At 65.4% G+C, this 16404-nt stretch carries 18 protein-coding genes; 12 read left to right on the top strand and 6 right to left on the bottom strand.

From position 1 onward, the window contains the following. Positions 1–208 precede the first annotated feature (208 nt). The 3 genes from NUU27_RS09455 (at position 209) to NUU27_RS09445 (ending at position 1827) form a co-directional block, all read left to right on the top strand. Positions 209–835 carry an ABATE domain-containing protein gene (locus NUU27_RS09455; protein ID WP_257761848.1) on the top strand — a complete coding sequence of 209 codons (627 nt, stop codon included), beginning with the start codon at positions 209–211 and terminating at the stop codon, positions 833–835. 16 nt (positions 836–851) lie between these two features. Beyond that, positions 852–1349 carry a hypothetical protein gene (locus tag NUU27_RS09450; RefSeq protein ID WP_257761847.1) on the top strand — a complete coding sequence of 166 codons (498 nt, stop codon included), beginning with the start codon at positions 852–854 and terminating at the stop codon, positions 1347–1349. Between the two features lie 121 nt (positions 1350–1470). After that, positions 1471–1827: a hypothetical protein gene (locus tag NUU27_RS09445; protein ID WP_257761846.1), complete on the top strand. Its 357-nt coding sequence runs from the start codon at positions 1471–1473 to the stop codon at positions 1825–1827. A gap of 364 nt (positions 1828–2191) precedes the next feature. Here the strand turns inward: NUU27_RS09445 and lepA are convergent, their stop codons facing one another. Continuing rightward, positions 2192–4000, bottom strand: a complete 1809-nt coding sequence (lepA, locus tag NUU27_RS09440) for a translation elongation factor 4 (RefSeq protein WP_257761845.1) — start codon at positions 3998–4000, stop codon at positions 2192–2194. A gap of 130 nt (positions 4001–4130) precedes the next feature. On the opposite strand from lepA, the gene NUU27_RS09435 reads away from it, so the two are divergent. From NUU27_RS09435 to NUU27_RS09425, 3 genes are read left to right on the top strand one after another with little or no spacing between them, the layout of a single operon-like run. Beyond that, positions 4131–4616 (top strand): MarR family winged helix-turn-helix transcriptional regulator, encoded by a 486-nt coding sequence (locus tag NUU27_RS09435; protein ID WP_257761844.1) that lies wholly within the window; start codon positions 4131–4133, stop codon positions 4614–4616. A 5-nt stretch (positions 4617–4621) separates the two neighbouring features. Further along, positions 4622–5731, top strand: a complete 1110-nt coding sequence (locus NUU27_RS09430; protein ID WP_257761843.1) for an HlyD family secretion protein — start codon at positions 4622–4624, stop codon at positions 5729–5731. Between the two features lie 54 nt (positions 5732–5785). Further along, positions 5786–7312 carry a DHA2 family efflux MFS transporter permease subunit gene (locus tag NUU27_RS09425; protein ID WP_257761842.1) on the top strand — a complete coding sequence of 509 codons (1527 nt, stop codon included), beginning with the start codon at positions 5786–5788 and terminating at the stop codon, positions 7310–7312. A gap of 15 nt (positions 7313–7327) precedes the next feature. On the opposite strand, the gene NUU27_RS09420 is transcribed toward NUU27_RS09425, so the two are convergent. Beyond that, positions 7328–8536 (bottom strand): cation:proton antiporter, encoded by a 1209-nt coding sequence (locus NUU27_RS09420; protein ID WP_257761841.1) that lies wholly within the window; start codon positions 8534–8536, stop codon positions 7328–7330. After that, positions 8536–9360, bottom strand: a complete 825-nt coding sequence (locus tag NUU27_RS09415) for a lipo-like protein (RefSeq protein WP_257761840.1) — start codon at positions 9358–9360, stop codon at positions 8536–8538. Before NUU27_RS09415 ends, NUU27_RS09420 begins: the two co-directional genes overlap by 1 nt. 215 nt (positions 9361–9575) lie before the next feature. Between NUU27_RS09415 and NUU27_RS09410 the strand changes: the two genes are divergently transcribed. The 5 genes from NUU27_RS09410 to mbfA all read left to right on the top strand — a co-directional run bounded on the left by NUU27_RS09410 (position 9576) and on the right by mbfA (position 14409). Next, positions 9576–10241, top strand: a complete 666-nt coding sequence (locus NUU27_RS09410; protein WP_257761839.1) for a CerR family C-terminal domain-containing protein — start codon at positions 9576–9578, stop codon at positions 10239–10241. Further along, positions 10238–11206, top strand: coding sequence for an HlyD family secretion protein (locus NUU27_RS09405; protein WP_257761838.1), 969 nt, complete (start codon positions 10238–10240; stop codon positions 11204–11206). The genes NUU27_RS09410 and NUU27_RS09405 overlap by 4 nt, the downstream gene beginning before the upstream one ends. 104 nt (positions 11207–11310) lie before the next feature. Next, positions 11311–12228, top strand: coding sequence for an ABC transporter ATP-binding protein (locus NUU27_RS09400; protein WP_257761837.1), 918 nt, complete (start codon positions 11311–11313; stop codon positions 12226–12228). After that, positions 12225–13358, top strand: a complete 1134-nt coding sequence (locus NUU27_RS09395) for an ABC transporter permease (RefSeq protein ID WP_257761836.1) — start codon at positions 12225–12227, stop codon at positions 13356–13358. Before NUU27_RS09400 ends, NUU27_RS09395 begins: the two co-directional genes overlap by 4 nt. Before the next feature lie 67 nt (positions 13359–13425). Then, a complete protein-coding gene (gene mbfA / locus NUU27_RS09390) occupies positions 13426–14409 on the top strand; it encodes an iron exporter MbfA (RefSeq protein WP_257761835.1) in 984 nt (327 codons plus the stop codon). A gap of 5 nt (positions 14410–14414) precedes the next feature. Here mbfA and NUU27_RS09385 read toward each other — a convergent pair whose 3' ends face one another. The 3 genes from NUU27_RS09385 to NUU27_RS09375 all read right to left on the bottom strand — a co-directional run bounded on the left by NUU27_RS09385 (position 14415) and on the right by NUU27_RS09375 (position 15480). Then, a complete protein-coding gene (locus NUU27_RS09385; protein ID WP_257761834.1) occupies positions 14415–14762 on the bottom strand; it encodes an antibiotic biosynthesis monooxygenase in 348 nt (115 codons plus the stop codon). Then, complete coding sequence (locus NUU27_RS09380; RefSeq protein ID WP_257761833.1) at positions 14759–15091, bottom strand: NIPSNAP family protein; 333 nt, start codon at positions 15089–15091, stop codon at positions 14759–14761. The genes NUU27_RS09385 and NUU27_RS09380 overlap by 4 nt, the downstream gene beginning before the upstream one ends. Before the next feature lie 116 nt (positions 15092–15207). Further along, a complete protein-coding gene (locus NUU27_RS09375; RefSeq protein ID WP_257761832.1) occupies positions 15208–15480 on the bottom strand; it encodes a DUF1127 domain-containing protein in 273 nt (90 codons plus the stop codon). Positions 15481–15548: 68 nt separating this feature from the next. Between NUU27_RS09375 and NUU27_RS09370 the strand changes: the two genes are divergently transcribed. After that, positions 15549–16229, top strand: coding sequence for a helix-turn-helix transcriptional regulator (locus NUU27_RS09370; protein ID WP_257761831.1), 681 nt, complete (start codon positions 15549–15551; stop codon positions 16227–16229). Positions 16230–16404 lie beyond the last annotated feature (175 nt).

Here is a 16404-nt window from a genome sequence, read left to right as displayed (position 1 = left end):
TCGGAGCCCGAGGATCCATGCCTGACCGCCAGAACCCCGCTCCGGCCGAGACGACCCGTGCCAGCAGCAACCGGCGTGGCGAGCGATACAGTGTCCTGTACTGTGCCGGACGCCACACAAGCACGATGCGCTCGCGGCCAGAAGTGAGGCTCGCGATCCTTGACTAACCAGCAAAACCAGTTTAGCTGGTTAGTCAAGGAGGTGCACGATGAGTGAAACCGGCGGCCGGGCTTGGCCCGTTCCTTTTTTCTTCGGCGGCCGGCTGTGTCTCGATTTCGTCAACACGGTGAACAGCCGCTCGCGCCCCGCCACGCGGGATTATCTGCCCGATTGGGCGGCCGTTCTTGGCTGGTGCAGACAGACATCGCTGTTCGAGCCCTCCCTCATCGCTCATCTCGAGAAGGAAAGTGCGGATCACCCTGTCCGCGCCGCCGAAGCGCATGCCCGTGCGCTGGGCTTGCGCGACACGCTGTATGGGCTCTTCCGGGCGCTGATCGACGGTGCCCAGGCGCCCGCGGCTGAACTCGCAGCGCTCGACGAGGTCTTGCGGGCCGCACGCCAAAGACAAATCCTGGTCGAAACGGAACGCGGCTTCGGCTGGCGATGGGATGCGGCAAGGCTCGATCTCATGGCGCCGCTTCATGCCGTTGCCCTATCGGCCGGCGCGATGCTCACCGGAGACGATCTGCGGCGCCTCAAGGAATGTCCGGGGCCGGACGGCTGCGGCTGGCTGTTCTTCGACGAAACGCGAAACGCCTCGCGCCGCTGGTGCAGCATGGATCACTGTGGCGGCACCGCCAAGGCCCGCCGCTATGCCGCACGTCACGGATCGTGAAGATGGAGGATGCGGAATGAAAATGCTGTCGCTCAAATCCATCGTTCTGGGCGCGCTGACGCTTTGCGCGGTCCTGTTCGCCTTCGGATGGTACTGGCGGGACGACCCGGCGGGTGATCCCTATCTGAAGATCCTCGGCGGCGGCTTCATGTTCAATTATCGTCAGGGCGAGGTGTTTTACGGTTTCACCGCTCAGGTGGTCCGTCCGCTCGCCAGCGGATCGATCATCGAGGCGACCTTCGAAGATCCCGCCGGCGGCGCGCCGCTCGTGGTTTCCGAGCGGGTCAGCACCATGACGGACCGCTACGCCCTGCGCACCCCGCCGGTGCGCGGCGTCGAGGCGAAGAAGCCGTACCATGTGGCGATCCGGGTCTATGATCGCGAGAAGAAGACGCTGCTTTGGAACGCCGAGCAGACCTATGCGAGCCAGATCAGCGATCGGGTCGTGCCGGACAAACCGCTGACCATCGGTCCGGGCTATCATCGCAATCCGGATCTCGGACAGCCGGGATAAGCTTCACCCGAAAGTTTTTTCGGGGCCCCGAAATTTTTTTTGAACCTGTTTCCAGTTCGCGGCGACTGAAGGCTATCGGGCCGATGAGCCCGGCTTTTTGAAACCCAACTGGAGATACGAAATGACCCCTTCTTTCACCACCCGCCGCATCGCGATCGCCGTTGCTTCGCTGACCATGCTCTCGCTGTCAGGTCTGTCGACCGCCAGCGTTGCCGGACAGCTTGCCCTCGCTCCGCAGAAGGCGGCGGGCCCGACGATGAACTGTTCCATCCCCAACAACGTGGTCTGTACCATCAACAGCACCAAGGGGCTGAAGCTGGTGAAGATCATGACCAACACGCTCGAAGGCACGGTCGCGATCGTCAATGAAAGCTACGCGGGCTGTCCGAAGCAGGTCCAGGTCCATTGGGACTCGGCCTATCAGATGTCCGGCAAGCAGATCGTCGAGTGCGGCGGCTTCAAGCTGAAGGCTCGCTGACCGGAGGAGGGAGGATAACGGCATGAAACCGCGCCGTATCACAGCTCCCTCGCTCCAGGATTTCTGGACGGCGCCGTTCGACACGGGTGGACGGGGCAGCCCGCAACAAGCGGCGTCCAGGGTGGGACCTCCAGTCACTGGCAGCGTCCCACCCGTTGCCGGCCCGAGCATTCCGCCCATCTGACAAGGGACCGCTGAGGACGACGCTTCACGCCGACCAGTGCAACGCCTCACTTGAAACGACTGCCTTGCAGTCGTTTCAAGTGAGGCAAAGTTGCCCTAGATTCAAAGACTTGAGTGGCCTGCTTATCCCATCCAAACCAATCGGTTTGGATGGGGCAGGACACCAGGCGGAAGCGTCGCCTCAGTCGCCCATCTTCAGGGCCTGGATGAAGGCTTCCTGTGGAATCTCCACCTTGCCGAACTGGCGCATGCGCTTCTTGCCCTCTTTCTGCTTCTCGAGCAGCTTCCTCTTGCGGGTCACATCGCCGCCGTAGCATTTTGCGGTCACGTCCTTGCGCATCGCCGAAATGGTCTCGCGGGCGATCACCTTGCCGCCGATGGCCGCCTGGATCGGGATCTTGAACATGTGCCGGGGGATCAGCTCCTTGAGCTTTTCGCACATGGCCCGGCCGCGCTTCTCCGCCGCCTGGCGGTGCACCAGCATGGACAGGGCATCGACCGGTTCCTCGTTGACCAGGATCGACATCTTCACCAGATCGCCTTCGCGATAGCCGGTCAGCGCGTAGTCGAAGCTGGCATAGCCCTTGGAAATGGACTTCAGCCGGTCGTAGAAATCGAACACCACCTCGTTGAGCGGAAGCTCGTAGGTCACCAGCGCGCGCTTGCCGACATAGGAAAGGTCGGTCTGGACACCGCGGCGGTCCTGGCACAGCTTCAGGATGGCGCCGAGATATTCGTCCGGCGTCATGATCGTCGCCTTGATCCACGGCTCCTCGATGGAGGCGATGCGCACCACGTCCGGCATGTCGGCCGGATTGTGCAGTTCCAGAACGTCGCCGGAGGTCAGGTTCATGCGATAGACCACCGACGGGGCCGTGGCGATCAGATCGAGATCGAATTCCCGCTCCAGCCGTTCCTGGATGATCTCGAGGTGCAAGAGACCGAGGAAGCCGCAACGGAAGCCGAAACCGAGCGCCGCCGAGGTCTCCATCTCGAAGGAGAAGCTGGCGTCGTTGAGGCGCAGCTTGCCCATGGCGGCGCGCAGATCCTCGAAATCGGCCGCGTCCACCGGGAACAGCCCGCAGAACACCACCGGCTGCGCCGGCTTGAAGCCCGGCAGGGCGGCGGCGGTCGGGCGCTTGTCCTCGGTGATCGTATCGCCGACGCGCGTGTCGGCCACTTCCTTGATCGAGGCGGTGATGAAGCCGATCTCGCCGGGGCCGAGGTCCTCGACCATCAGCATCTTCGGCGTGATCACGCCGACGCGGTCGACCGGATATCTGGCGCCCGTGCCCATCATCCGGATGGTCTGGCCCTTCTTCAGCCTGCCGTCGATGATGCGCACCAGCACGATGACGCCCAGATAGGCGTCGTACCAGCTGTCGACCAGCAGCGCTTTCAGCGGAGCGTCAGGATCGCCTTCCTTCGGTGCCGGCAGGCGATTCACGATCGCCTCCAGCACCTCGCCGACGCCTTCGCCGGTTTTCGCCGAGATCGGCACCGCATCGGATGCGTCGAGGCCGATCACTTCCTCGATCTGCTCCTTCACGCGCTCCGTGTCGGCGGCCGGCAGGTCGACCTTGTTCAAGACGGTGACGATCTCGTGATCGTTGTCGATCGCCTGATAGACATTGGCGAGCGTCTGCGCCTCGACGCCCTGCGAAGCGTCGACCACCAGCAGCGAGCCCTCGCAGGCCGAGAGGGAACGCGACACCTCATAGGCAAAGTCCACATGGCCGGGCGTGTCGATCAGGTTCAGCACATAATGCTGCCCGTCCCTGGCATCGTATTCCAGGCGCACGGTCTGCGCCTTGATGGTGATGCCGCGCTCACGCTCGATGTCCATGGAATCGAGCACCTGCTCCTTCATCTCGCGGTCTTCCAGCGACCCGGTCATCTGGATCAACCGGTCGGCCAGCGTCGACTTGCCATGGTCGATATGCGCGACGATGGAGAAATTGCGGATATGGGAAAGGGGCGTCTTGGTCATGGGGCAGCCTCTAGCAGGCGGCAAATCCTTCGACAAGCGAATAGCGGCGCGGGGTTGCGGTGCCGCGGGCGGAAACGTGCCGACTTGAAATGTTATCGGGGCCATTGATTAGTAAGCATGCTTATAATATATGGCGCTCATGAAAAACGCGAATGTCGACAAGCTGGGCTTCCTGATCCACGACGTGGCGCGCCTCATGCGCAAGCGATTCCACGAAAAGGGCAGCAAGCACGGGCTTTCCGTATCCCAATGGCGGCTGCTGTTTCGCCTTCTGAAGGAAGAAGGGGTTCCGCAGGCGCGACTGGCCGAACTCCTCGAGATCGAGCCGATCAGCGTTTCCCGCCTGATCGACCGGATGGCGGAGAGCGGCTGGGTGGAGCGGCGCCTGGCGCGGACCGACAGGCGCGTGCGCATGGTTTTTGCGACGCCCAAGGCCCGCGAGGCCTTCGGCGACATTAAGGAAATCGCTGCCGCCGTTTATGACGAGGCGCTGGCCGGCATGCCCGAGGAAGAGCAACTGGCGCTGGTCCGGTCGCTGCAGAAGATGGCTGACAATCTGGGAGACGGCCAGCCGGGCGAATGCGCCCCCGTCTCCGGAAGCACGAAAGAGGGTTGATCGCGATGAATGCAAAGGCGGAAATCGATGGCGGGGTCGAGCCTGTGAAGCTCGCGCAGAAGGCCCCGCTCACCAAGCGCAAGGGGTTTCGCGTCGGGCTGATGCTGGCCCTGCCGTTGGCGCTGGTGGCGGCCGGCGGCTATGTCTGGGTGACCGGTGGCCGCTATCAGGAAACGGAGAACGCCTATCTGCAGCAGGCCAAGGTCACCATCGCGTCGGAGGCGTCCGGCCGGGTGATCGAGGCGAATGTCAATAACGACACGCTCGTCAGGAAGGGCGACGTGCTGTTCCGCATCGATCCCGAGCCCTACCGTATCGCGCTGGCGCAGGCCGATGCCTCGCTCGCCGCCGCAAGGCTGAGCGTCGAGCAGCTCCGCACGGGCTACAGCCAGGCGGTGGCGCAGCAGCGCTCGGCGGAGAGCGAGGTCGCCTATCTGGAGGCCCAGCTGGCCCGGCAGAAGGACCTTTCCACCAAGGGCATCAGTTCCAAGTCTGCCTTGGACGAGGCCGAGCGCGACCTGCGCCGCGCCCGTGAAAACCAGATCGCCGCCCAGCAGGCGGCCGCCGGCGCGCTCGCAGCGCTGGGCGGGAACGCCGATATCGAGACCGACAGGCACCCGAGCGTTCTGGCCGCCCTCGCCGAACGCGACAAGGCCGCCTATACGCTCAGTCAGACCACCGTCCGGGCCCCGGCCGACGGCATCGTCTCGCAGGCATCCTCCTTCAAGACCGGCCAGTTCGTGGGGGCCGGCAGCGCGCTCTTCTCGCTGGTCGAAACCGGCGAGACCTGGGTGGAAGCCAATTTCAAGGAAACGCAGCTCACCCACATGCGGCCCGGCCAGACAGCGGAAATCGTCTTCGACACCTATCCCGACGCCCCGGTCGAAGCGACGGTGGAAAGCATCGGTGCGGGCACGGGCGCTGAATTTTCGCTCCTGCCGGCACAGAATGCGACAGGCAACTGGGTCAAGGTCACGCAGCGCATCCCGGTGCGCCTCAAGCTCGAGGCCAAGGACGCCGACCTCCTGCGCACCGGCATGAGCGCGACGGTCACCGTCGACACCGAGGTGGCGCGCGGCCTGGGGTTCTTCGGCACAGCCAAGGCCGCGCAGTAAGACCGGGAAACCGCTTCCCTCGGCACAACCCATCGCAACGAACGGACACGGATCATGTCGTCAGCCACCGCGCACGAGGCGGTCCCGCATCGCGGGCTGATCACCCTGTCGATCATGCTCGCCACGATCATGCAGGTGCTCGACACGACGATCGCCAACGTCGCGCTGCCCTCCATGACGGGCGACCTCGGCGCCTCGCCCGACACGATCAACTGGGTGCTGACCTCCTACATCGTCGCCGCCGCCATCATGACGCCGATGACCGGATGGTTGTCGGATCGCCTCGGGCGCCGCGAATTCTTCCTGATCAGCGTCGTCGGCTTCACGGTCTTCTCCATGCTCTGCGGCGTGGCGTGGAGCCTGGAATCGATGGTGCTCTTCCGCCTCTTCCAGGGCGTCTTCGGCGCGGCGATCGTGCCGCTCTCGCAAACCTTCCTGCTCGACATAAACCCGAAGGAGAATCACGGCTCCGCCATGGCCATGTGGGGCGCCGGCATCATGGTCGGACCGATCATCGGCCCGACGCTCGGCGGCTGGCTCACCGAAACCATGGACTGGCGCTGGGTGTTCTTCATCAACCTGCCCGTCGGCATCCTCTCGTTCCTCGGCTGTGCGGCTTATCTGCCGCGCATCGCACGGCGCCTGCGCGGTTTCGATTTCTTCGGCTTCGCCATGCTTTCGCTCGGCGTCGGCGCCCTTCAGCTAATGCTCGACCGCGGCGCCGAAGTCGACTGGTTCTCCGCCACCGAGATCTGGATCGAGCTGGGTCTCAGCCTCATCGGCTTCTGGGTGTTCACCATCCACCTGTTGACGAGCAGGGACACGTTCATCGACGCCCACATCTTCGGTGACCGGAACTTCGTCACCGGACTGGTGTTCATCTTCATCGTCGGCATCATCCTTTTGGCCAGCCTGGCGCTCCTGCCGCCCATGCTGGCGCGCCTGTTCAACCATTCGACCATTCTCACCGGTCTGGTCATGGCGCCGCGCGGCGTGGGCACGATGATCTCGATGCTTCTCGTCGGCCGCCTCGTGCGGTTCATCGACGCGCGGGTTCTGGTGGTCGTCGGCCTGTCGCTGACCGCCTGGTCGCTGCACATGATGACCGGCTTCACGCCGCAGATGGACGATCACCTGATCGTACTGTCGGGGGTCGTGCAGGGGCTCGGTCTCGGCCTGGTCTTCGTGCCGCTTTCGACCATCGCCTTCGCCACGCTCGATGCGAAATACCGCACCGACGGAACCAGCCTCTTCAGCCTGACGCGAAACATCGGCTCGAGCATCGGCATTTCCGTGGTCACGGTGCTGCTCACCCGCAACACCCAGATCAACCACGCCGAGCTGGCGGTCCACATCAATCCGTTCAATCCGGCGCTGCAGTCCATTCCGGGTGCCGCGCAGGGAAACACGACTGCGCTCTCCATGGCCGAGCAGCTGGTCAACCAGCAGGCGCTGATGATCTCCTACATCGACGATTTCAAGCTGATGATGATCGTCACGCTGGCCGCCATGCCACTGGTGTTGCTGCTTCGCATGCCGAAGCGCACCCCGGCGGAAGCGCCGGCCGCGGCGATGGAATAGAGCGGCTCCTGCAGTTCAGGCGCGCGCCGGGAAGAACATGCGTTGCGCGAACGGCGCGCTGACGCCATGCAGGATCACGGACAGCAGGATGGTGAAGACGGCGATGTCCGTCACCGGCTCGGCGGCGGTGAAGCCCGACTGGTCGACCACCAGGATGAGATAGAGGACGGAGGCGAGCCCGCGCGGCCCGAACCAGCCGGCAAAGAGCCGCGCCTTCACAGTGGTTCCGGTGCCGAGCATCGCCAGGAAGACCGGCACCATGCGCACGACCGTCAGGCTGAGGGCGGCGTAGACAACGGCCGGGCCTATGTCGGATCCGAGCGCGCGGGGCAGCATCACGGCCCCGAAGATCAGAAATGTCAGATTCGTCAGGATCGAGCCTTCGGTCTTGGCGAAGTTGCTGGCCTTCTCGACCGTGTCCGCCGGAAGGTGCCAGCCGAAGGCGAGCCCGGCCGAGAAGGCCGCGAGAAACCCGTTGCCGCCGAGCTGTTCGGCGGCAAGGTAGGCAAGCCCGGCCAGCGCCACCATGATCGGCGTGCGCCCGGCCGGGTTGGACAGTCCGCGGGCGGATGTGTATCGCGCGGCGACTGCGCCGGCGTAGCCGACCGCAAGACCGCCGAGCGGGCCGAACACCACCTGCTTGAGGAAGAAGGCGGCATGGCCGGTCATCCCGTCGCCGCCGCGCGTCTCCGCCGCGAGCGCCAGCGCGATCAGCAGCAAGGGCAGGCAGAGGCCGTCATTCAGCCCGCTCTCCACATCGAGCGCCTCGCGCTCGACCTCGGGCAGCCCGTCATTGCCGAAGACCGGCTGGGCCAGCGCCGCGTCGGTCGGCGTCAGGACGATCGCCAGCACGAGCGCGCCGAAGAAGCCGAGGGCGGGAAACAGGGCCAGCCCAGCAAGCGTGCCGGCCACGATGGTCAGCGGGATGCCGAGGAACAGGAGGCGCGCCGAAAGGAGCGCGGTCGCCCGTTCGGCCATCACGTTCGAGATGCGGATGTTCGCCGCGTCCCGGAACAGGATGATGGCGAGCGTCGCCGTGGCCAGGAATTCCACCACTGAATTGTCGAGCGGCGAGATCAATGCGGCGTCGAGGCTGAAGAAGACGTATCCCACGCCGGTGAAGAGGATCGGCCCGGACAGGACCGAGGTTTCCAGCCACCGGGCGACCAGCGAATAGAGGGTGAAGCAGAAGAACAGCAGCACGAGCGCGGCGTGAAGGTCCATCAGGTCTCCCCCTGGGGCGGCACGGCTTCCGCAGAGGTCTCGTCGCGCGCCCATTTCAGCAGCTTGTAGTCGAAGCCGTAGGCGAGCGTCGGTTTGACGATCTCGAAATAGGGTGACAGGTCGAAATCGCGCGGCGTGAACAGCGTGTGGTGGCGGATGTGCAGGATTTCGCGCTTCGAATAGGTGGATTGCGCCGAGGCATGGCCCGGCGCCTTGATGATCTCGGGCAGGATCGGATAGCGCACCTGCTGGAAGGCCTGGGCGATCAGCGAGGAGCAGATGGCGCGCGTCGGATCGCCCGAGCCGAGGGCGATCATGCGCCGCCGCCAGCGAACGGGCACGGGCGGCGTGGGCATGAAATAGCGCAGAAGATCGAATATGTTGCGCATGTCGTATCGCAGCCCGATCTTGTCGACCATGAAGGTCACGACAGCGGTGCGGTCATCGGGCGTCAGTCCGATCGGCCGGCAGATGCGAGTGTTGTAGGTGCGGTATTTGGACAGCGGCACCGCGATGCAGCCATCCCCCAGAACGACTTCGATGAGCCGTGGACGCTCGGAGCCGTCTTCCGGGTCCGGCAGCGCATCGCCGACATAGAGCGCGGAATGGCTCCAGGTCGACTGGGTAAGGTATTTGATCGCCGCCGAAATGCGCTGGTTGCCTTCGACGAGAAGAATGTCGCCCGGCTGGAGGGTGCGGTGCAGGATATCGGGATCGGAAGGCGTGTAGGGCTCGTAGCCCGACGATTCGCTTTGCAGCCGACGCGCCAGAAAGCGGCCGACCCGATCGAGCAGCGTGCTGGTACCTTCGCCTACCGGCGTCATCGTCAGCCTTCCAAAGAGGTGTTCCCGAAACTTTGGTCCTGACCCTAATGCATTTCGCCCGCCGGTGAAAACGCCTCCGTAACGGTCTGCCGACACAGGCAGCGCCGCAGGTTGCGGACACATTGCGCGGGACATTTGTTACGCTTGACTTTATTCAATCGCTTGATTAAAAGCAAATCATGACATCTCGTGAAGACCCCATGCGGAGCGGAAAGATGCGGCTCACATCGGCCGAGCACACTCGGCTTGCACTGGTGCAGGCAGGCCTGCAGCTCTTCGGCGAGAAGGGGTTCGAAGGCACCACCACGCGCGAGATCGCGACGGCTGCGAAAGCCAATATCGGCTCCATCTCCTATCATTTCGGAGGCAAGGAGGGGTTGCGCGCGGCCTGCGCCGACCACATCGTCTCCCTGATCGGCGAGATCGCCGGCCCGGCCCTCGATCTCGGGATCGAGAGGAGCCGAGGCCTGTCTGCGCAGGAGGCCCGCGCGACGCTGGAACGCGTCCTCGACACGATGACGGGATTCATCATCGCCAGGCCGGAGGCCGGCCTCATCGTCAAGTTCGTGCTGCGCGAGCTCACCCATCCGACGGTGGCGCTCGACCGCATCTATGACGGCATCTTCGCGCCGGTCCACAAGCGGTTGTGCGGGGTCTGGGAGGCAGCGACCGGCGAGCCGGCCGAGAGCGACGTGACCAAGCTCACCGTGTTCACCCTCATCGGCCAGGTCGTCTATTTCCGCATCGCTGCCGAAGCGGTGCGGCGACGCATGGACTGGGACGAGATCGGCGGCGGCAATGCCTCGGCAATCTCCGCGGTCGCCATTGGAAACCTCCACGCCATCCTTGCCGCGCGGGATGCTCGAAAGGGAACGTCATGAGTCTGTTTTGTGCCATTCCGGTGATCGCCGGTCTGTTCGGCGCCTGTGCGCCCGAAGCCCCGCTGGCGGTCGGCTATGTGGAGGGCGATTATGTGTTGCTGGCGCCCACCGAGGTCGGGCAGCTCGGCTCGGTCTCCGTGCGGCGCGGTGCGCGCGTGGAGGCCGGCGCGACGGTGGCGACGCTGGATCCCACCGGCGCGGAGATCGCTGTCACGCAGGCCGAAGCCGCGCTTGCCGAGGCAGAGGCGCAGCTCGCCGATCTCAGGGAGGCGAAGCGCCCGGAGGAAATCGCCGTGCTCGAGGCGACGCTGGCCTCGGCCGAAGCGGAGGCCTCCGAGGCGGGCCGCGTCCTCACACGCACGCGGGACCTCTTCGGGCGCGGCATCGCCACGCGAGCCGAGCTCGACAAGGCCCAGACGGCGATGGAACTGGCCGAGACGCGCATCGGCCAGGCCAAGGCCAACCTCGCGGTCGCCCGTCTGCCGGCGCGTATCGAAGCGATCAACGCCGCCGCCAAGCGCCGCGACCAGATGCAGGCGGCGCTGGAGCAGGCGCGTTGGCGCCTGTCGGAGCGCGCCATCAGGGCGCCGGCCGCCGGCCGCATAGACGATGTCATCCGCAACGCCGGCGATGTCGCCGGGCCGTCCGCGCCGGTCGTTTCGCTGCTGTCCGACGGGGCCTTGCGGCTGAAGGTCTATGTTCCGGAGGCCTCGTTCTCCTCGCTGCAGCCCGGTGCGCTGCTGTCGGTCAATTGCGACGGCTGCCGGGCGGGGCTGACGGCGCGGATCTCCTACATCTCGCCGGAGCCGGAATTCACCCCGCCGGTGATCTATTCCCTCGAGACGCGCCAGAAGCTCGTCTACCTGGTCGAGGCTCGGCCCGAGGGCGATGCCGCCGGCCTGCAGCCGGGGCAGATCGTCGACGTCAGATTGGCGGAGGATGCGATGGCGAGCAGCGGCCAGTAGAAGCAGGAGCGGCCCCGGCTCCCGTCCCCAAGGCGAGCGCAAGTCCCCAATTGCGCCTTCTCTCCGCTGCTCACCCTTGCATCCGGCCACCGAAAGGAGCCGCAATGAATGCGATAGACGTCCACGGCCTCGTCAAGCGCTTCGGCGACAAGACCGTCGTCAACGATGTCTCGATGACGGTGAAGACCGGCGAGATCGTCGGCTTCCTCGGCCCCAACGGGTCCGGCAAGACGACGACGATCCGCATCATGTGCGGCCTGCTGACCCCGGATGAGGGCAGCGGCACGGTGCTCGGCCTCGATCTTCGGACTGAGGCCCTGATGATCAAGCGCGAGGTCGGCTACATGACGCAGCGTTTCTCCTTCTACGAGGACCTGACCATCGCCGAGAACCTCGCCTTCGTGGCGCGGCTCTACAAGCTGAAGCCGGTCGGCGAGCATGTCGACCGCACGCTCGCCGATCTCGGCCTCTCCTCGCGGCGCAACCAGCTTGCCGGGACGCTCTCGGGCGGCTGGAAGCAGCGTCTGGCGCTCGCCGCCTGCATCATGCACAAGCCGAAGCTGCTCCTGCTCGACGAGCCCACCGCCGGCGTCGATCCGAAGGCGCGGCGCGATTTCTGGGACGAGATCCACCTGCTCGCCGCCGACGGGCTGACGGTGCTGGTGTCCACCCATTACATGGACGAGGCGGAGCGTTGCCATCGCATCTCCTACATCTCCTACGGAACGATGCTCGCCAGCGGCACCGTGGACGAGGTGGTGCGCGATGCGGGCCTGTTCACCTATCTCGTCGATGGGCCGAGGCTCGAGCGGCTGGCCAGCGAGCTGCGCCGCCGCCCGGGCATCGAGCAGGTCGCGCCCTTCGGCTCCAGCCTGCATGTCGTGGGCTCGGACGATGCGGCGCTGAAGGCGGCGCTCGCCGACCTGGAACAGCGCCAGGACATCACCGTGCGGCGCGGCGAGACCAGCCTGGAAGACGTCTTCATCCAGTTCATGGCCAACGCGACGGACAATATGCAATGAACGGTATCTTCTCCCTGAGCCGGCTCGGCGCACTGCTCATCAAGGAGTTCATCCAGATGCGGCGCGACCGCATCACCTTCGGCATGATGCTCGGCGTGCCGCTGATGCAGCTCGTGCTGTTCGGCTACGCCATCAACAACGACCCCAAGGCCCTGCCGGCGGCCCTGGTGACGCTGAGCCAGGACCACTACAGCCGCGCCATGGTTTCGGCGCTGGAGAACACCAACTACTATCGCTTCGACCACGTCGTCGGCAGTGCCGCGGAGGCGGAAGAGCTGATGGCCACCGGTGCTGTGGTGTTCGTCGTCACGATCCCGTCGGATTTCGCGCGCCGTGTCGACCGCGGACAGCGCCCGCAGATCCTCATCGAGGCGGATGCGACCGACCCGTCCGTCGCCTCCGGGGCGATCTCCACCCTGGGCACGGTGGCCTCGCAGGCGCTGCTGCGCGAACGCGGCATCCCGCAGTCGGAGGCCGAACCGGAGGACCGCCTGGAGGTGGTGGTGCACCGCCGCTATAATCCCGAGGGCATCTCGCAATACAACATCGTGCCCGGCCTGCTCGGCGTCATCCTGCAGATGACCATGGTCATGATGACCTCCATCGCCCTGACCCGTGAGCGCGAGCGGGGCACGATGGAGAACCTGCTTGCCATGCCCGCGAGCCCTCTGGAGATCATGCTCGGCAAGGTGCTGCCCTATCTGGTGGTCGGTGCGGTGCAGGTGGCGGTCATCCTCGGCGCGTCGAAGCTTCTGTTCGGCATCCCCTTCGTCGGCAGTGTCATGCTTCTGCTCGTCGCCGTGCTGATTTTCGTGCTGGCGCTGGTGCTGCTCGGCTACACCATCTCGACCATCGCCCGCACGCAGATGCAGGCCATGCAGCTCACCTTCTTCTTCTTCCTGCCGTCCCTCCTTCTGTCCGGCTTCATGTTCCCCTTCCGCGGCATGCCGGACTGGGCGCAGTGGCTTGGCGAGACCTTCCCGCTCACCCATTTCCTGCGGATCATCCGCGCCGTCATGCTGAAGGGGGCGGACCTGCCGGCCATCGCCTTCGAGACCGGCATCCTGGCCCTCTTCATCGTCATCTATGCCGGCATCGCCCTGTTCCGGTTCCGGCGCACGCTGGATTGAGCGAAGGCTTGACGCACCGCATGGCAATCCATAGTTTAGAATAATTCTAAGTTATGGATTGCCGCACATGCTGTCACGTTTCTTCGGCGCGCACCGGCGCCCCTTCTCCTCGCTCACCGAACAGGAAATCCTGGCCCTTGCCATCTCGTCCGAGGAGGACGACGCCCGCATCTATCGCAGCTACGCCGACGGGCTGCGCGAGGATTTTCCGCATTCGGCCGCCGTCTTCGACCAGATGGCGGAGGAGGAGGACGGCCACCGCGCCGCGCTGATCGCCGTTCACCAGGACCGCTTCGGCGACCGCATCCCGCTCATTCGCCGCGAGCATGTGCGCGGCTATTACGAGCGCAAGCCCGACTGGCTGGTGCGTCCACTCGGGCTCGACAGGGTGCGCGCGCAGGCCGAGCTGATGGAGGAGCAGGCGCACCGCTTCTACATCGAGGCCGCCAAGCGCACCGAGGACGCCGGCACCCGCAAGCTGCTGGGCGACCTTGCCGCCGCCGAGAAGAGCCATGAATCCCTCGCCCATCGCCTTTCCGAAAGGCATCTGGGCATCGAGGAGCGGGCCGAGGAGGACAGCACCGCGCACAAGCAGTTCGTGCTCACCTATGTGCAGCCCGGCCTTGCCGGCCTGATGGACGGCTCGGTCTCCACATTGGCGCCGATCTTCGCGGCGGCTTTCGCCACCGGCGACACCTGGCAGACCTTCCTGGTGGGTCTTGCCGCCTCCATCGGCGCCGGCATTTCCATGGGCTTCACCGAGGTCGCCTCCGACGACGGCGTCATCTCGGGACGCGGCTCGCCGATCAAGCGCGGCATCACCACGGGCCTGATGACAGCGCTGGGCGGTCTCGGTCATGCGCTGCCGTATCTGATCCCGCATTTCTGGACGGCGACGGCGATCGCCTTCGTCGTCGTCTTCATCGAGCTGTGGGCCATCGCCTGGATCCAGAACCGCTACATGGAGACGCCGTGGAGCCGCGCCACCTTCCAGGTGGTGCTGGGCGGTGCGCTGGTCTTCGCCGCCGGCATGCTGATCGGCAACGCCTGACGGCCTCAGCCGCCATGCATGGCGCGGCTGTCGGCCGGCGCCTGCGCGCGCTCGTCCATGCCGTAGTCGCGCACCACATGGGCGATGCGCAGCCGATAGCCGGCGAAGATGCCGCCACGCCCGGCGCGCTGCGCCGCACGGTGCTCTTGTGTGTTGCGCCAGGCCTTCACCGCTTCCTCGTCGCGCCAGAAGGACAGCGACAGGATGCGGTTTGGGTCGTTGAGGCTCTGGAAGCGCTCGATCGAGATGAAGCCGTCGATCCCGGCGAGCAGCGGGCGCAGATCGGCGGCGATGCCCAGATAGGCGTCGCGCTTTCCGGCCGCCGGCTCGACCTCGAAGATGACCGCGATCATGGCCGCACCCGTTCGGCATGGGGTGCCGAGGCGAGCTTCAGGAAAAGGCGATCCTCCTTGAGGATGAAGCGCTCGCGCCTGGCGAAGTCATAGTTCTCGCGCCCCTCGGGGCTGGCTGCCAGGCGCTGGCGATAGGCTTCATAGGCTGCCAGGCTGTCGATCGTGTAGACGCCGTAGGCGGTGGTGGCCGAGCCCTCGTGCGGGCTGAAATAGCCGATGAGGTCGGCTCCCGCGCGCGGGATAGCCTCGCCCCAGACGCGCGCGTAATGCTCGAAGGCGTCGCGCTTGAACGGATCGATCTCGTAACGAATGAAGCAGGTGATGCTCATGGGATTCTCCTTGGGGTTCGAATGCTGCCATGCTTCGATCGGCATAAAAACATCGGTGAGAAAAATTAGCGGATCCTGGCCTTGGGGGACCGCTCAGTCTTCTTGTCTCTCCGCCTTCATGGGGAGTCGGAGGAGGGTGCCGAGACCAGCCAGAACGGCTTGGCGCATTCGCGCTCCACATCCGGCCGGGCAAGGCCGATGTCGGCGAGCAGGCGGTCGTCGAGCTCGGCCAGGTGCCGGCGCTGGCGATAGCGCTGCGAGGCGAGGAGGAAACGGCCGAACAGCGCCTTCAGCATGCCTGGAAGGGCGAACCAGGCGGCGTTGCGTGAGTGCGGGAGCACGGTCGGGCGGCTCGGGTTTGGCCTCGGGTTTGGCCTCGGGTTTGGCATGGGATCTTCCTTTCGACGATCCCAGAATAGCGATTGTTCGACATTGATAGTTCGGTTAGCATCTAACTATGAAAGCAGGAACGGACCTCGCGCAGATCGCAAGCCTCGTCGGTGATCCGGCGCGCGCCAACATGCTGGCGGCGCTGATGGGCGGCGCGGCTCTGACCGCCAGCGAATTGGCGCTGGAAGCCGGCGTGACGCTGCCGACGGCGAGCGCGCACCTGTCGAAGCTGACCGGCGGCGGCCTGCTGCGCATGGCGCGCCAGGGGCGTCACCGCTATTACGCGCTGGCCGACCACCAGGTGGCGGGCATGCTGGAATCCATCATGGGCGTGGCGGCCACGCTCGGGCCGAAAAAGGTGCTGCCGGGCCCGCGCGACAACGCCATGCGCGAGGCGCGCATCTGCTACGACCACCTGGCCGGCGAGATGGGCGTCGCCATGTTCGACGCCTTTGCGGCGCGGGGGCTTCTGGCGGTCAACGGATCGGAGATCGCCCTGACGGAAAGCGGCTGCGGCTTCTTCGAGGATTTCGGGCTCGACCTTGCGGCCATGCGTGGCAAGCGCAGGCCGATCTGCCGCGCCTGCCTCGATTGGAGCGTGCGCCGCTCGCATCTGGCGGGCAGTCTTGGCGCGGCCCTGCTCGACCGCTTCGTCGCGCTGAACTGGGTGCGCCGCGAGAAGGACAGCCGCATCATCCGCTTCACGCCGCCCGGCCGGCGGTCCTTCGCGCTCATGCTGCGGGACTGAGCCGCGCAGTCCTCCCCGTCGGCCCCCCCTGCACCGACCGACCTGTGGCACTTTGGCAACAGGCGTCGGCAATGCATCATCTGCCGCAGCTTTGCCCGGATTCATTCATGTTTCGGCCATGGGGCACCGGTTGATTTAACCTGGTGTTCACGGAGAATTCATTCCGCGAGCCTAG

This window comes from Nitratireductor sp. ZSWI3 (assembly GCF_024655565.1).
Taxonomy (GTDB): domain Bacteria; phylum Pseudomonadota; class Alphaproteobacteria; order Rhizobiales; family Rhizobiaceae; genus Nitratireductor.
Note: the sequence above shows the minus strand (reverse complement) of the source record. Positions and strands in the feature narration are given on the sequence as shown.

Coding starts and splice junctions, on each gene's coding strand:
- NUU27_RS09455 (WP_257761848.1), top strand. CDS start 209: ATGAGTGAAACCGGCGGCCGGGCTTGGCCCGTTCCTTTTTTCTTCGGC.
- NUU27_RS09450 (WP_257761847.1), top strand. CDS start 852: ATGAAAATGCTGTCGCTCAAATCCATCGTTCTGGGCGCGCTGACGCTT.
- NUU27_RS09445 (WP_257761846.1), top strand. CDS start 1,471: ATGACCCCTTCTTTCACCACCCGCCGCATCGCGATCGCCGTTGCTTCG.
- lepA (WP_257761845.1), bottom strand. CDS start 4,000: ATGACCAAGACGCCCCTTTCCCATATCCGCAATTTCTCCATCGTCGCG.
- NUU27_RS09435 (WP_257761844.1), top strand. CDS start 4,131: ATGGCGCTCATGAAAAACGCGAATGTCGACAAGCTGGGCTTCCTGATC.
- NUU27_RS09430 (WP_257761843.1), top strand. CDS start 4,622: ATGAATGCAAAGGCGGAAATCGATGGCGGGGTCGAGCCTGTGAAGCTC.
- NUU27_RS09425 (WP_257761842.1), top strand. CDS start 5,786: ATGTCGTCAGCCACCGCGCACGAGGCGGTCCCGCATCGCGGGCTGATC.
- NUU27_RS09420 (WP_257761841.1), bottom strand. CDS start 8,536: ATGGACCTTCACGCCGCGCTCGTGCTGCTGTTCTTCTGCTTCACCCTC.
- NUU27_RS09415 (WP_257761840.1), bottom strand. CDS start 9,360: ATGACGCCGGTAGGCGAAGGTACCAGCACGCTGCTCGATCGGGTCGGC.
- NUU27_RS09410 (WP_257761839.1), top strand. CDS start 9,576: ATGCGGCTCACATCGGCCGAGCACACTCGGCTTGCACTGGTGCAGGCA.
- NUU27_RS09405 (WP_257761838.1), top strand. CDS start 10,238: ATGAGTCTGTTTTGTGCCATTCCGGTGATCGCCGGTCTGTTCGGCGCC.
- NUU27_RS09400 (WP_257761837.1), top strand. CDS start 11,311: ATGAATGCGATAGACGTCCACGGCCTCGTCAAGCGCTTCGGCGACAAG.
- NUU27_RS09395 (WP_257761836.1), top strand. CDS start 12,225: ATGAACGGTATCTTCTCCCTGAGCCGGCTCGGCGCACTGCTCATCAAG.
- mbfA (WP_257761835.1), top strand. CDS start 13,426: ATGCTGTCACGTTTCTTCGGCGCGCACCGGCGCCCCTTCTCCTCGCTC.
- NUU27_RS09385 (WP_257761834.1), bottom strand. CDS start 14,762: ATGATCGCGGTCATCTTCGAGGTCGAGCCGGCGGCCGGAAAGCGCGAC.
- NUU27_RS09380 (WP_257761833.1), bottom strand. CDS start 15,091: ATGAGCATCACCTGCTTCATTCGTTACGAGATCGATCCGTTCAAGCGC.
- NUU27_RS09375 (WP_257761832.1), bottom strand. CDS start 15,480: ATGCCAAACCCGAGGCCAAACCCGAGGCCAAACCCGAGCCGCCCGACC.
- NUU27_RS09370 (WP_257761831.1), top strand. CDS start 15,549: ATGAAAGCAGGAACGGACCTCGCGCAGATCGCAAGCCTCGTCGGTGAT.